At 73.6% G+C, this 12,331-nt stretch carries 12 protein-coding genes, 1 pseudogene and 1 riboswitch; of the genes and pseudogenes, 6 read left to right on the top strand and 7 right to left on the bottom strand.

The genetic code is table 11. From position 1 onward, the window contains the following. Nucleotides 1–15: 15 nt before the first annotated feature. Nucleotides 16–654 carry a hypothetical protein gene (locus OG295_RS23955; protein WP_371678719.1) on the bottom strand — a complete coding sequence of 213 codons (639 nt, stop codon included), beginning with the start codon at nucleotides 652–654 and terminating at the stop codon, nucleotides 16–18. A gap of 112 nt (nucleotides 655–766) precedes the next feature. On the opposite strand from OG295_RS23955, the gene OG295_RS23950 reads away from it, so the two are divergent. Beyond that, nucleotides 767–1,081: a hypothetical protein gene (locus OG295_RS23950; RefSeq protein ID WP_371678718.1), complete on the top strand. Its 315-nt coding sequence runs from the start codon at nucleotides 767–769 to the stop codon at nucleotides 1,079–1,081. Between the two features lie 91 nt (nucleotides 1,082–1,172). Here the strand turns inward: OG295_RS23950 and OG295_RS23945 are convergent, their stop codons facing one another. The 3 genes from OG295_RS23945 to OG295_RS23935 form a co-directional block, all read right to left on the bottom strand. Continuing rightward, nucleotides 1,173–2,270, bottom strand: coding sequence for a prenyltransferase/squalene oxidase repeat-containing protein (locus OG295_RS23945; RefSeq protein WP_371678717.1), 1,098 nt, complete (start codon nucleotides 2,268–2,270; stop codon nucleotides 1,173–1,175). Then, on the bottom strand, nucleotides 2,267–3,001 hold the full coding sequence (locus tag OG295_RS23940) for a class I SAM-dependent methyltransferase (RefSeq protein ID WP_266838794.1): 735 nt from the start codon (nucleotides 2,999–3,001) through the stop codon (nucleotides 2,267–2,269). Before OG295_RS23940 ends, OG295_RS23945 begins: the two co-directional genes overlap by 4 nt. 73 nt (nucleotides 3,002–3,074) lie before the next feature. Further along, complete coding sequence (locus OG295_RS23935; RefSeq protein ID WP_371678716.1) at nucleotides 3,075–4,397, bottom strand: glycosyltransferase family 4 protein; 1,323 nt, start codon at nucleotides 4,395–4,397, stop codon at nucleotides 3,075–3,077. Between the two features lie 228 nt (nucleotides 4,398–4,625). Here OG295_RS23935 and OG295_RS23930 point away from each other — a divergent pair, with 228 nt between their 5' ends. After that, nucleotides 4,626–5,273 carry a TetR family transcriptional regulator gene (locus OG295_RS23930; protein WP_371678715.1) on the top strand — a complete coding sequence of 216 codons (648 nt, stop codon included), beginning with the start codon at nucleotides 4,626–4,628 and terminating at the stop codon, nucleotides 5,271–5,273. Between the two features lie 1,154 nt (nucleotides 5,274–6,427). Here the strand turns inward: OG295_RS23930 and OG295_RS23925 are convergent. From OG295_RS23925 to OG295_RS23915, 3 genes are read right to left on the bottom strand one after another with little or no spacing between them, the layout of a single operon-like run. After that, nucleotides 6,428–6,967: a hypothetical protein gene (locus OG295_RS23925; RefSeq protein ID WP_371678714.1), complete on the bottom strand. Its 540-nt coding sequence runs from the start codon at nucleotides 6,965–6,967 to the stop codon at nucleotides 6,428–6,430. Nucleotides 6,968–7,027: 60 nt separating this feature from the next. Beyond that, nucleotides 7,028–7,261, bottom strand: a complete 234-nt coding sequence (locus tag OG295_RS23920) for a ferredoxin (RefSeq protein ID WP_371678713.1) — start codon at nucleotides 7,259–7,261, stop codon at nucleotides 7,028–7,030. Next, on the bottom strand, nucleotides 7,261–8,712 hold the full coding sequence (locus tag OG295_RS23915) for an aldehyde dehydrogenase (RefSeq protein ID WP_371678712.1): 1,452 nt from the start codon (nucleotides 8,710–8,712) through the stop codon (nucleotides 7,261–7,263). The genes OG295_RS23920 and OG295_RS23915 overlap by 1 nt, the downstream gene beginning before the upstream one ends. 184 nt (nucleotides 8,713–8,896) lie before the next feature. Between OG295_RS23915 and OG295_RS23910 the strand changes: the two are divergent. The 4 genes and pseudogenes from OG295_RS23910 to OG295_RS23895 all read left to right on the top strand — a co-directional run. Continuing rightward, nucleotides 8,897–8,968, top strand: a pseudogene (locus tag OG295_RS23910) (hypothetical protein); the annotation flags it as partial. Nucleotides 8,969–8,986: 18 nt separating this feature from the next. Further along, the gene (locus tag OG295_RS23905; RefSeq protein ID WP_371678711.1) at nucleotides 8,987–10,072 is read left to right on the top strand and encodes an MBL fold metallo-hydrolase; all 1,086 of its coding nucleotides are present in this window, start codon (nucleotides 8,987–8,989) and stop codon (nucleotides 10,070–10,072) included. Between the two features lie 103 nt (nucleotides 10,073–10,175). Beyond that, a riboswitch (cobalamin riboswitch) is annotated at nucleotides 10,176–10,253 on the top strand. A gap of 131 nt (nucleotides 10,254–10,384) precedes the next feature. Beyond that, the gene (locus OG295_RS23900; RefSeq protein ID WP_371678710.1) at nucleotides 10,385–11,632 is read left to right on the top strand and encodes a prenyltransferase/squalene oxidase repeat-containing protein; all 1,248 of its coding nucleotides are present in this window, start codon (nucleotides 10,385–10,387) and stop codon (nucleotides 11,630–11,632) included. After that, the gene (locus tag OG295_RS23895; protein WP_371681287.1) at nucleotides 11,632–12,318 is read left to right on the top strand and encodes an SCO2322 family protein; all 687 of its coding nucleotides are present in this window, start codon (nucleotides 11,632–11,634) and stop codon (nucleotides 12,316–12,318) included. The genes OG295_RS23900 and OG295_RS23895 overlap by 1 nt, the downstream gene beginning before the upstream one ends. The last annotated feature ends 13 nt before the right edge of the window (nucleotides 12,319–12,331 follow it).

Here is a 12,331-nt window from a genome sequence, read left to right as displayed (position 1 = left end):
TCGTCCGCGGCGGGACTATCCGCCCAGCTGGGAGAGGCTCGGGACCTGGTCGGTCACCGGGGCACCCGAGTTCTGGCCCGCCGTCTTCACGCCGTTGATGACGTCCTGGAAGGAGCTGATGTCCGCATCGCCGGCCTGGCCCTTGCGGAGCTTGCCCGCCAGGCCCTTCAGGGACTCGATGCCCGCCGTCAGCGGGACCATCGCCTTCGACAGCAGCGGGTCGCCCTTGGCGTTCTCGGACGCCGCCTTGAGCCGGTTGTAGGCGAAGGCACCGGCCAGACCCGCCTTGATCAGCGCGAAGGTACGGCCCTTCGCACCCTTCTTGAACTTGCCCGCCTGGTACGGCTTGATGATCCACTGGTACGTCGCGCCGGCCGCGAGGCCCGCGTTGGCCACGAAGCGGGTCTTCGCGAACTTCTGCCTCTCGGCGGAGGTACTGGGCGAGGGCGTCGCCGCGGCCAGTTCGTCCTGCTCGGCGGCCGCCGGCTCGGCGGCCGCGAGGACGGCCAGCTCCGTGGCGGCGGCCGAGGAGATCTCCTCCCCCCGGCCCTGGTCGCTGCCGCCGCCGCACGCGGTGGCACCGGCCAGCAGCGCGGTGGACAGGACCACCGCGGTGAGGGCTCGGCGGAATCGGACGGTCGTGGGTACGCGCACGGTTGCCTCCGGGGACTGAGGTGTCCCCCGCAGCCTCACCCCGGCCCGGCCGCCACACCACTCGGGCGGCCCGTTCGGGTTTGCCCGGCGGCCGCGCGGCAACACGCGGGACATGTCCCCATACACCCGAGCACATGCCCGCTCGACCGCCCGTGGCGGCAATCCGGTGGCCAGGGCGATCGTCCTGGTGGCGGACGCCGCCGCCCTCCTGATCCTCCTGTGGATCGCCCTGTGGCTGCTGGACGCCAACCAGGGCAACGCCCTGGTCTCCTTCGTCCACGACGCCGCCGACTGGCTCGCGGGCTGGTCCTACGACCTGTTCACCTTCGACCGCGCCTGGGTACAGGTGGTCGTCGGCTACGGGCTGGCCGCACTCGTCTACGGTTTCGCCGGCCACGCCGTGGCCGGCCGCCTCGCCCGGCGCTGAGCCGGGAGCCGGGAGCCGGCCCGCGCCCCTCCCGGGCCCCTTTCGAGCCCGTCCCGGGCCGCCGCTTCCGGTGGCCCGGGACGGGCGGAGGTCAGCGGCAGCAGTCCGGTTCCAGACCGCGCGGCAGCGCGAGGCCCCCGAACACCTCTCCCGTGGCCTCGTCCCCGCCCAGCGCCGCCACCGCGAGCAGCAGCGAGCCCGCCGTCCAGGTCGTCTGCTCCACCGGCCACACCGCCCGGTCGTCGAAGACGTACCCCGTCCAGTACATGCCGTTCCCGTCGCGCAGGTGGCCGATCGAGCGCAGGATCTCCAGCGCCCGGTCCGACTCGCCCATCACCCAGAGCGTCAGCGCCAGCTCGCAGGACTCCCCGCCCGTCACCCACGGGTTCGGCAGCACGCACCGCACCCCCAGGTCCGGGACGACGAACTCCTCCCAGCGCGCCTCGATCCGCGCCTTCGCCCGCGCACCCGACAGCGCGCCGCCGAGCACCGGGTAGTACCAGTCCATCGAGTAGTGCGACTTGTCCAGGAACCGCTCCGGGTGGTGGCGCACGGCGTGCGCGAGCGCGCCCGTCGCCAGCTCCCAGTCGGGCTGCGGGTCACCGCGGTGGTCGGCGATCGCCAGGGCGCAGCGCAGGGCCTGGTGGATGGAGGAGGAGCCGGTGAGCAGGGCGTCGGTGACGGCGCCGCCGTCGGACTCCCGCTTCCAGCCGATCTCGCCGCCCGGCTGCTGGAGGCCCAGGACGAACTCGACGGCCGCGTAGACCGCCGGCCACATCCGGTCCAGGAAGGGGTCGTCGCCGGTGGCGAGGTAGTGGTGCCACACGCCGACGGCTATGTACGCCACGAAGTTGGACTCGCGGCTCGCGTCCTGCGGCGCGGCGGTGTCCACCCCCTCGGGGCGGTCCGCGTAGGCGGCGTACCAGGAGCCGTCCTCGTTCTGGTGGCGCACCAGCCAGTCGTAGGCGCGCTCCGCTGCCTCGTGCTCGCCTGCCACGTCCAGGGCCATCGCGGCCTCGGTGTGGTCCCACGGGTCGAGGTGGTGGCCCCGGAACCAGGGTATCGCCCCGTCGGCGCGCTGCGCCGCCAGGATCCCGGCGACGGTGGCCGCGGCCTCCTCGGCCGTCAGGACCCCGTCGAGGACCAGGTGTTCGGGCACCTCGGGCACGGTGCGGCCGGGCGAGGTCACTGGGCCGCGCCCACGGGGAGGTGCGGCTTGGTCGCGTACGCCACGAAGCTCTTGCCTATGACCGGGTTGAGCGCCTGCTCGGCGAGGCGGGTCGCCAGCGGCTTCTTCATGATGTCCCAGACCAGCAGCTTGTGGTAAGCCTTGACCGGGAGCGCCTTGTCGTTGTCCACGCCGAAGGCGCACTTGAGCCACCAGTACGGGGAGTGCAGGCCGTGCGCGTGGTGGGTGCCGTACGGCTTGAGCCCCGCGGCCTCCATCTTGCCGAGCAGCTCGTCCGCCTTGTAGATGCGGATGTGGCCGCCCTCTACCTCGTGGTAGGCGTCGGACAGCGCCCAGCAGATCTTCTCCGGGCCGTAGCGGGGCACGGTGATGGCGATGCGGCCTCCGGGCTTGAGCACGCGCACCATCTCGGCGAGGACGCCCTTGTCGTCGGGGATGTGCTCCATCACCTCGGAGATGATGACGACGTCGAAGGAATCGTCGGGGAAGGGCAGGGCGAGGGCGTCGCCCTCCATGGCGGTGGCGGTGGCCCCGGCCGGGGCCTCACCGGCCTCCTTCATGGCGGCGAACCACTTGGCGACCTCGCGGATCTCCTCGCCGTTGCGGTCGACGGCGACCACCTGGGCGCCGCGCCGGTAACACTCGAAGGCGTGCCGGCCTGCGCCGCAGCCCAGGTCGAGTACGCGGTCGCCTGCGGCGAGCGGGAACCGGGAGAAATCGACGGTCAGCACGGGGTCCTGCCTTCGCGGTCGCGGGGGTGAGAGGTGGTGCGGATGGGAGGGGGGAAGCGGTGGGGGCGGCAGGTCACCGCGACGCGCGGCCGGCGCGGACGGCCGCGGCCTGCTCGATCGCGGCTCTGTAGTACCGCACCGTGCCCTCGGCGGCCTTGGCCCAGGTGAACCGGGCCAGGACCCGCTCCCGCCCGGCGGCTCCGAGGCGGGCGCGCAGGTCCGCGTCGCCCAGCAGCCGGCCCAGCGCGGCGGACAGCGCCCCCGCGTCACCGGGCGGCACGGCCAGACAGGTCTCGCCGTCCGGCCCCGCCACCTCGGGGATGGCCCCGCCGGTGGTCGCGACCAGGGGCGTGCCGGTGGCCATGGCCTCGGCCGCCGGGAGCGAGAAGCCTTCGTAGAGGGAGGGCACGCAGGCGACCTGGGCGCTGCGCACCAGGTCGACGAGCTCGGCGTCGGTGATGCCCTTGACGAACCGGACCGCGTCCTGGAGGTCGTACTTCTCGATCGCGCGGGCGACCGGGCCGCTCTCGGCGCGCTTGCCGACGACGACGAGGTGGGCGTCGGCGCGCTCGGTGCGGAGCTTGGCGAGCGCCTCGACGAGGTGGACGAGGCCCTTGAGCGGGACGTCGGCGCTGGAGGTGGTGACGATCCGTCCGGGCACCTCCGCGACGGACGCGTCCGGCGACCAGAGGTCGGTGTCGGCGCCGATGTGCACGACGTGGATGCGGTCGTCGCGCACACCGAGGTGCTCGGCGATCTCCTGCCGGGAGGAGCCGGAGACGGTCAGCACGGAGGACAGCCGGCGGGCGACGCGGCCCTGCATGCGCGTGAAGGCGTACCAACGGCGGACGGAGAGGCGCTTCTTGCGGTCCTTGGCGGCGGCGAGGTCGAGTTTGCGGTCGACGGTGATGGGGTGGTGGACGGTCGTCACCAGGGGTGCGCCGATGTCCCCCAACAGGCCGTAGCCGAGGGTCTGGTTGTCGTGGATGACGTCGAACTCGGCCCGGCGGGCACGCAGGTGGCGGCGGGCGCGGAGCGAGAAGGTCAGCGGCTCGGGGAAGCCGCCGGTCCACATGGTGGCGACCTCCAGCGCGTCGATCCAGTCCCGGTACTCGTCGCGCTTCGGAGTGCGGAAGGGATCGGGGCTGCGGTACAGGTCCAGGCTCGGCAGCTCGGTGAGCGTGGCGCCGGTGTCGAGCACCGGGTAGGGCTGTGAGCCGATCACCTCGACGGTGTGACCCAGCTTCACGAGCTCGCGCGAGAGGTGGCGGACGTAGACGCCCTGGCCGCCGCAGAACGGGTTCCCCTTATAGGTGAGGAGTGCGATGCGCAACGGGCGGTCGCCGTCGGTGGCGGAACCCGCGAAAGGGCTTGTCACCATGGCCTCTGCGGTCACTCTCGGCCCCCTTCTCCCTGCACTTTCGCCGGAGCGTAACCGCTCGGATAATGTAGAACAAGTTTCAGACTTGATCCGTCGAAGACCATTGAATCTACCGGCCGGAAACCACACCGTAAGAGGCGGAGCAGGTGATTCGCGCCACGGCTCGGACGCCTGAGATGCTGGCCCCGGACCCTCCCGGAATCAGCTCCCCCGCAACGACACGGAACGCCAGGAACGGGACACATGACAGCGGAAGCGAAGGCGGTCGCGGCAGCGGCGACCACATCGGCGACCACGCCGGCGTCCCCTCCCCTGACGGAGCGCCAGGAGGCCCGCCGCCGCCGGATCCTGCACGCCAGCGCACAACTGGCGAGCCGGGGCGGCTTCGACGCCGTGCAGATGCGCGAGGTCGCGGAGTCCTCCAGCGTCGCCCTCGGCACGCTGTACCGGTACTTCCCCTCCAAGGTGCACCTCCTGGTGGCCACCATGCAGGACCAGCTCCAGCACATGCAGACGACACTGCGCAAACGCCCCCCGGCGGGCGACGAGCCGGCGGCGCGGGTGGCGGAGACCCTCATGCGCGCCTTCCGCGCCCTCCAGCGCGAACCCCACCTGGCCGACGCCATGGTCCGCGCCCTGACCTTCGCCGACCGCAGCGTGAGCCCCGAGGTCGACACGGTCTCCCGGCTGACCACGGCCATCATCCTGGACGCGATGGGCCTGGACGCCCCGCCGACGGCGGAACAGCTCTCGGCGGTCCGCGTCATCGAGCACACCTGGCACTCGGCCCTGATCACCTGGCTCTCGGGCCGCGCCTCGATCGCCCAGGTCAAGATCGACATTGAAACGGTCTGCCGCCTGATCGACCTGACGTCCCCGGAAAAGGCTTGATCGCAGCGTAGGGGGCGGGGGGCTGGGCGGGGCCGGGGGGCGGCGGGACTCGACTCGGCCCGTGTCAGAGAGGGTTTGGGGGTTTCCCGTCAGTCTCATCGTCCTTCCGTGTCGGGCCGGGCTGTCAAGGGCGCTCCCTTCGGTCGCGTCGCTTCGCGATGGCCTTCGGCCACCCTTGACAGCCCGTCCCGCCACGGAATGCCAAAGACTGCCGGGAAACCCCCAAAAGAACGGTCCACGGGGAGATCTTCGAGGGGCGGGCATCGCAGCGATGCGCGAGCCATCTCCGCCCAGTCCCGCACTCGGGCCCGCAGGACCATCGGCCCAAGGCCCGGGGCGTCCAGGCCGCACGAAACGGTGACCAGACCGCCCGGCGGCCCCCACACGCACCGGATCGCTACGCGCTTCGCACGGCATGGCGTCCGCCGGCCGTCCGGGGCTGGACATAAGCCGCCCACGGCCCGGGGGCCTCGACCTCTCACGCGAGCGCGGGCCGTTTGCCCCTTTTGGGGTGATGGGCGGGCTCCGGAGGGGCGCTGGTGCTGCCTGTCGGACTCTGAGGACGACTTTGTCGTCCTCAGAGTCCGACAGGACACCCGGGGACATCGAAAGGCCCCTTCGGGGGCGGGGGTGATGGCCTGCCGGCCGTCAGCCGCCCGACAAGCCCGCCAACCGACCGTCTTGGGCAGCCTATGTCCAGCCCCAGACGGCCGCCGGACGCCAAGCCGGGAGAAGCGCGTAGCGATCCGATGCGTGTGCCGTCCCGAAGGCATGGCCGGGCGGTCTGGTCGCCGTTTGGGGTGGTCTGGCGGCCCCCGGCCCGGGATCTGATGGATGTGGGCCCGTATCTCGGGTCTGCCCAGACGGGGAGGGGTCGTACATCTCTGACTGGCCCCCAGGCCCTCGGTTTCCTCCTGGCCGTTTCCCTGGGGGCTTCCCGACAGTCTTTGGCATTCCGTGGCGGGACGGTCGGTCAAGGGTGGCCGAAGGCCATCGCGAAGCGACGCGACGAAGGAGCGCCCTTGAGGGACCGGCCCGACACGGAAGGACAGTGGACTGGCGGGACGCCCCCAGCCCTCCCCAGACCCGGACCAAGGGCGCACCGCCCACCCCCGACCCCGACCAGCGCCCAAAGCCCCCCGTACGCACCCCCCCTACCCCCGCTCCCCCCGCGTCTCCGCGTCGTGCCGGAAGGCCGCTTCGCAGGGTGGGGTGGCGCTCAGGGCCACGAGGGAGAGGGTGTCCAGGAGACCGCCGTTGGTGACGACCAGGTTCCAGGAGCCGTTCTCCAGGGAGGTCCCGGGGGCCGGCCCGCCGCGGCGGGACGTGACCCGCCAGCCGCGTTCCGTCAGGGCCGCTTCGAGCGTCCGCCACCGGGTCGCGTCGGCGGGGCCCGAGCCGGTCCAGTCGGCGACGCAGTCGGTCAGGGACCCCTCCTGCGCGGGGTGGGGGGTGCCCGGGGTCAGGCCCGCCGCAGCGGCGGCGGCGGCCAGCCCGGCCTGCACTTCAGGGCGCGAGGGGCGCGAGGGGCCTCCCCCGGCGTCGGCCGGGCCGATCTCGCGTACCCGGAACCAGCCGTCGTCGGTGTCGTCCCCGGCCGTGGACCACAGGAGTCCGCCCACCACGGCGACGCCCGCTCCGACCAACCCGACCGCCCCGGCCGCCGCTCCGGCCGCCCACTTCGTTCTGCCCATGCGGGCGATCATCCCCCGCGCCCCGCGCGGCCCGGCCCTCAGCCCCCCGCCCCCCGCCCCCTAGTCCTCCGGCGGGAACACCGGTTCGCCCGTTGCCGCGAGGGTGATCAGGATGGCTTCCACCGGGCAGCCCTCGGCGGCCGTCAGGGCGGGTTCGTTGGCGTCGGTCTCCGGGGAGCGGGGGTGGGACTGGCGGGCCGAGTCGAGGGCGAAGGCCTCCGGGGCGTGGTTCACGCACATGCCCGAGCCGATGCAGACCCCCCGGTCCACCTCGATCTGCCAGCGGTCCCCCATCACGCACCCGCCGGGAGGTGGATCATCTTGTGCTCCAGGTATTCGCTCAGCCCCTCCGGCCCGAACTCCCGCCCCAGGCCGCTGTTCTTGTAGCCGCCGAACGGGCCCAGCATGTCCAGGCTGAAGGTGTTCACGTTGAAGGTGCCCGTGCGCACCCGGCGCGCGAAGTCGACGCCGTGCTCGACGTCGGCGGTCCAGATGCTGCCGCTGAGGCCGAACTCCGAGTCGTTGGCCACCCGCAGGGCCTCCTCCTCGTCCCCGTACGGGATCAGGCAGACGACCGGCCCGAAGATCTCCTCGCGGGCGATCCGCATCGAGTTGTCGACGTCGCCGAAGAGGGTGGGCTCGACGTACCAGCCGCGTTCCAGGCCGGCCGGGCGGCCGCCGCCGGTGAGGATCTTCGCGCCCTCCTCCTGGCCGATCCGGATGTAGTCCAGGGACCGCTGCTGCTGGCGCTGCGCGACGAGCGGGCCGAGCTGGGTCGCCGGGTCCAGCGGGTCGCCGACGACGAGGGCTCCGGCGGCCGCCGCGAAGGCGTCGGCGTACTCCTCGTAGCGGCTGCGCGGGGCGAGGATCCGGGTCTGGGCCACGCAGGCCTGCCCGTTGTTCATCCAGGCGGCGGGCACGATCCCGGCGACGGCGGCGGCCGGGTCGGCGTCGGGCAGGATCACGGCGGCGGACTTGCCGCCGAGTTCGAGGGTGACCCGGGTCAGGTTGCGGGCGGCGACCTCCATGACCCGCCGGCCGGCCGCGACGGAGCCGGTGAAGGCGACCTTGTCGACGCCGGGGTGGCCGACGAGGTACTCGCTGACCTCCCGGTCGGCGGGCAGGACGGAGAGCACGCCCTCCGGCAGACCGGCCTCGCGCGCGATGTCGGCCAGGATGTACGAGTCGAGCGGGGCCTCCGGCGACGGCTTGAGGATCACCGCGGAACCGGTGAGCAGCGCCGGGGCGAGCTTGGCGGCGGCCACGAACTGCGGGACGTTCCAGGGGATGACGGCGGCGACGACCCCGACCGGCTCGCGGCGCACGAGGATCGGCCCGAGCGCGCCCTGGCGGCGCTCCTCGTAGGGGTAGTCGGCGGCGACCTTGATGGCGGAGTCGTAGACCATCATCGCGCCGAGGGCCTGGGCGAGGACGCTCCAGGAGTACGGGGAGCCGTTCTGGGAGCTGATGGAGCGGGCGAGCTCCTCGTGCCGGACGGCGATGGCGTCCTTGATCCGGGTGACGACGGCGATCCGTTCGTCCAGGGAGAGCCGGGGCCAGGGGCCCTCGTCGAAGGCCTTGCGCGCGACGGCGACGGCCCGGTCCACATCGGCGCGGGAGGCGTGCGGGACGCTGCCGATGACCTGCTCGGTGTGGGGGGAGACGACGCGGATGGTGTCGGTGCCCAGCGGCTCGGTCCATTCCCCGCCGATGAACAGGTGTCCGTGTTCCACGAGCTCGGTCATGGCTGATGCCTCCTGAGGCTGCGCGCGGTGTCGCAGAACTGATACCAGTTCTAGTTCCAGGAGTCCACGGCCAGGACGAGGCCGCTCCGAAGATCCGAGGACTGGTCAGAAAGCCGGGGAGATGGTCGACTTGGGCGACTACTGAAACACGTTCTCATCCAGCGCCCAATGGGCCCGACCGTCCAACCGGCCAACCGGCCAACCGGCCAACCACCCGACCGCCCGACCGCCCGACCGCCCGACCGATCCACAGTGAGCCAGCCAGGGAGTCCTCATGTCAGAGGCCAAGCCAGAGGTCACGCCGAAGGCCGCACCAGAGGCCGAGCCGCACGTCACCGACCACGGCGGAGGCGTCTGGGGCGTCAAGGTCCCCATTCCCGACAACCCGCTCGGGCACACCCTCGTCCACGTCCTCGACACCGACCGCGGCCCCGTCCTGATCGACACCGGCTGGGACGACCCCGCCTCCTGGGACGCACTCGCCGCCGGGCTCGGGGCGCTCGGACTCGCCGTCACCGACGTGCACGGGGTGGTCATCACCCATCACCACCCCGACCACCACGGGCTGTCCGGGCAGGTGCGGGAGGCCTCCGGGGCGTGGATCGCCATGCACGCCGCCGACACGGAGGTGGTCGTGCGGACCCGCTCCGCCGAGCCCGGTGTCTGGTTCGACTACATGAGCGGGAAGCTGACCGCCGCCGGAGCCCCCGAGGAGCACATCGCCCCGCTCCGCGCGGCCCGGGCGAACGGCCGGCTGCGGACGCTGCCAGGGCTGCGGGCCGCCGTCCCCGACCGGGAGATCGTCCCCGGCGAGCTGCTGCCGCTCGCCGGGCGCCGGCTCCGCGCGATCTGGACCCCCGGCCACACCCCCGGCCACGTCTGCCTCCACCTGGAGGAGGAGCACCCGGCCCGCCTGCCCGGCAACGGCCGGCTCTTCTCCGGCGACCACCTGCTGCCCGGGATCTCCCCGCACATCGGCCTCTACGAGGCCCCGGAGGACACCCGCGTCACCGATCCCCTCGGCGACTACCTCGACTCCCTCGAACGCATCGGCCGCCTGGAGCCCGCCGAGGTGCTCCCGGCCCACCAGCACGCCTTCACCGACGCGCCCGCCCGCGTACGGGAGCTCCTGGAGCACCACGAGGAGCGGCTGACCGGGCTGTGGCGGCTGCTGGCCGAGCCGCTGACCCCGTGGGCGCTCGCTGAGCGGATGGAGTGGAACCGCCCGTGGGAGCGGATCCCGTACGGCTCCCGGAACATCGCCGTCTCGGAAGCGGAGGCGCATCTGCGGCGCCTGGTGAAGCAGGGTCGCGCAGAAGCGGTACCGGGTACCGAGCCGGTGGAGTACCGGGCGCTGTGAGGGGCGCGGGGCACCGCCCGGTAAGGGGCGCCGGGGCCCGCCGCCCCCGGACCGGTGGGCTACGGGCCGGTAGAGTGGGGCCGTCGTCCACACCTCAGTACGGGGGGAAGCCGGTGCGAATCCGGCGCTGACCCGCAACCGTGACCCAACCCGCTCCGCGGGACGGGGAGCCGGAATGCCCCGTACGGGAGGTGCGCGGCTCGTGCCGCCGGGGCCTCCGGCGGCCGGCACCGTCGAGGTAAACGGAGCCGGAGCCCGGTGCCCGCGTGTGCCTGCCTCCGACTCCCCAGCACGAGAGGCACCCGCCCCGCCATGAACGTCCGCCGCAGCGCCGCCGCGCTCGCCGCCTCCGCCGTGCTCTGCGTGGGCGCCGCCCCCGCAGCCCTCGCCGACACCGCTCCGCCCTCCCCGTCCGCGCCGCCGGTCGTCCCCTCGGGCCTGTTCGGCAAGGCCGACCCGACGTACGACGGCGTGTGGCGCCAGTCGATCGCGCTGCTCGCCCAGCAGACGGCGGGCGAGAAGCCCGCCGCGCAGGCCGTGGACTGGCTCACCGGCCAGCAGTGCGCGAACGGCGGCTTCGCCTCCTTCCGCGCGGACGCCTCCAAGGCCTGCGACGCGACGACCGTGTTCGACACCAACGCCACCGCCATCGCCGTGCAGGCGCTGAAGGCGATCGGCGGGAAGGACGCGGCGGTCAAGAAGGGCGTGGACTGGCTGAAGTCCGTCCAGAACGAGGACGGCGGCTGGGCCTACGTCCCGGGCTCCCCCAGCGAGGGCAGCTCCACCTCGATCGTGGTCAGCGCGCTCGCGGTGGCGGGCGAGAAGCCGGCCGAGGTCAAGTCGAAGGCGGGCAAGTCCGCCTACGACGGCCTGCTCGCCTTCCAGCTGGGCTGCTCCGCCGAGCCGGCCGCCGACCGCGGCGCCTTCGGCTACCAGGCCGCCGACGGCAAGCTCCCCGCCAACGCCGACGCCACGGCCGCCGCCGTGCTGGCCGGTCTCGGCAAGGGCGCGGTCGTCGACCCCGCCGCCACGGACACCCCCGCCGCCGCGCTGCCCTGCCCGGCGGGCGCCACCGACCCGGCGGGCGCCGCGCAGGGCGCGGCCGGCCACCTCGCCGAGGCCCTGAAGAAGGACGGCCACCTCACGGCCGTCACCCCGGGCGCCGACCAGCCCACCGCCGACACCGGCAACACCGCCGACGCCGTGATCGCCCTGGCCGCGGCCGGCCACCGGCAGGCGGCGGCGGGCGCGCTGGAGTGGCTGAAGAACAACTCCGCCGACTGGTCCAAGGGCAACCCGGCGGCGCTGGGCACCCTGGTCCTCGTCGCACACGCCACCGGCACCGACCCGAAGGCCTTCGGCTCCGCCGACCTGGTCGGCGCGCTGAACGCCACGGGCCCCGCCCCGCAGGCGGCCGACACCGAGCCGAAGAAGGTCGAGAGCGACGGCGGCAACGGTTCCGGCAACCAGAACATCTGGTGGATCGTCGGCGCGGGCGCCGCGGCCGGCATGGGCATCGGCATCCTGCTGAGCGGCCGCCGGAAGAAGAACCAGCTGTGATCCGCCGTCCGCGCACCGCGGCCGCCGTGCTCCTGGGCCTGCTGCTGACCCTGATCGCCGCCTCCCCCGCCCTCGCGGCGGGCTACCGCTACTGGTCGTTCTGGGACGGTGCGGGCGGCAACTGGGCGTACGCCACCCAGGGCCCCTCGACGGCCCGGCCCGCGGACGGCACGGTCCTCGGCTTCCGTTTCTCGGTCAGCAAGGACGCGGCGGCCGAGGCGGCCCGGCCGCGCGCCGCCGCCGACTTCGAGGCCGTCTGCGCGGGCACCGCCGCCGCCGACGGCAGGAAGCGGGTCGCCCTGGTCGTCGACTTCGGGGTCCCCGAGGACGCGCCCGGCGGCGAGCGCCCACCGCAGGAGGCCCCGCGCACCGCCTGCGTCCAGGTCGCCCCGGAGGCCACCGCCGCCGAGGCACTGGCAGCGGTGGCGAAGCCGCTGCGCTACAACGGTGCGGCCCTGCTGTGCGGGATCTCCGGCTATCCGAGGACGGGCTGCGGCGAGCCGATCGAGGACTCCGGGTCCAAAGCCCCGGCGGCTTCCCCCACGGCGTCCTCCGGTCCGGCGAACGCCGACGCGGCGCCCGCCGGCGGGGGCTCCGGCCCCTCCGCGGGGCTGGTCGCGGGCATCGCGGCCGTGATCGCCCTCGCCGCGGCCGCCGTCTGGCAGTCCCGCCGCCGCGGGCGATGACGCACGGCGCCGC

This window comes from Streptomyces sp. NBC_01276 (assembly GCF_041435355.1).
In the GTDB taxonomy this organism is placed as follows: Bacteria; Actinomycetota; Actinomycetes; order Streptomycetales; family Streptomycetaceae; genus Streptomyces.
The sequence above is the reverse complement of the archived record's forward strand: the minus strand, read 5'-3'. Positions and strand labels throughout refer to the sequence as shown.